Source organism: Nocardiopsis protaetiae, from assembly GCF_045446735.1.
Lineage (GTDB): Bacteria > Actinomycetota > Actinomycetes > Streptosporangiales > Streptosporangiaceae > Nocardiopsis > Nocardiopsis protaetiae.
The window spans coordinates 1-939 of record NZ_JBJJBV010000544.1 but is presented as its reverse complement, the minus strand read 5'-3'; the positions used below and the strand labels follow the sequence as shown (position 1 = coordinate 939).

Here is a 939-nt window from a genome sequence, read left to right as displayed (position 1 = left end):
GGCGGGCGCGCCGGTCCGCGGGCCGCCGGCCTGGTGAGCACCCCGGTCACGATTCCTCCTCGAACAGGCTGGAGACGACCCGCAGGGCGAACATGGCCACGACCAGGGTCGCGACCACCACGATCACCCCGGCCGCGGCGGCCTCGCCCACGTCGAAGGCCCGGAACGCCTGGAGGTAGATGAGGTAGGGCAGGTTCGTGCTGGCCTGCCCGGGGCCGCCCTGGGTGATCATGTAGATCGCGTCGAAGGTCTGGACGATGTAGATGGTCCCGAGCAGGGTCGCCAGCTCCACGAACCGGCGCAGCTGGGGGAAGGTGATCCTGGTGAAGATCGCCAGCGGGCCCGCGCCGTCCATCCGGGCCGCCTCCAGCACCTCCGGCGACTGGCTCTGTAGGCCCGCGAGCATGATGAGCATCATGAACGGCGTCCACTGCCAGGTGACCACCAGGACGATCGACAGCAGCGGGAACTCGTTGACCCAGTCGACGTCGGCGCCCAGGGGCGAGAGCACCCAGTTGATCAGCCCGTAGACCGGGTGGTACATGGACGTCTTCCACAGCAGGGCCGCGGCGACCGGCATGACCAGGAACGGTGTGATCATGAGGGTGCGCACGATCCCGCGGCCGAGGAAGGCGCGGTCGAGCAGGACGGCGAACGCCAGCCCCAGGGCCAGGGAGAGCAGGACGGCGCCGACGGTCAGCACGACCGTGTTCGCCACGGCGTTGCGGAAGAGCGGGTCGCCCAGGACCCGGGCGTAGTTGCCCAGCCCGGCGAAGGAACCGGAGTCCGGGCGCAGGATGTTGCGGTCCTGGAAGCTGAAGTACACGGTGAACAGGAACGGGATCTGCGTCATCGCGATGACGAACAGCAGGCCGGGCAGGAGCGGGCTCCTGCGGACCCAGGCCCGGGTGCGCGATCCGCCTTCGGCGGGGCCGCGGG

At 70.0% G+C, this 939-nt stretch carries 1 protein-coding gene; it reads right to left on the bottom strand.

Features of this window, described 5'->3' with window-relative positions:
- Positions 1–46: 46 nt before the first annotated feature.
- Positions 47–939 (bottom strand): carbohydrate ABC transporter permease (locus tag ACJOT3_RS34620; protein ID WP_406977347.1); only part of this gene is annotated, 893 nt, incomplete at its 5' end.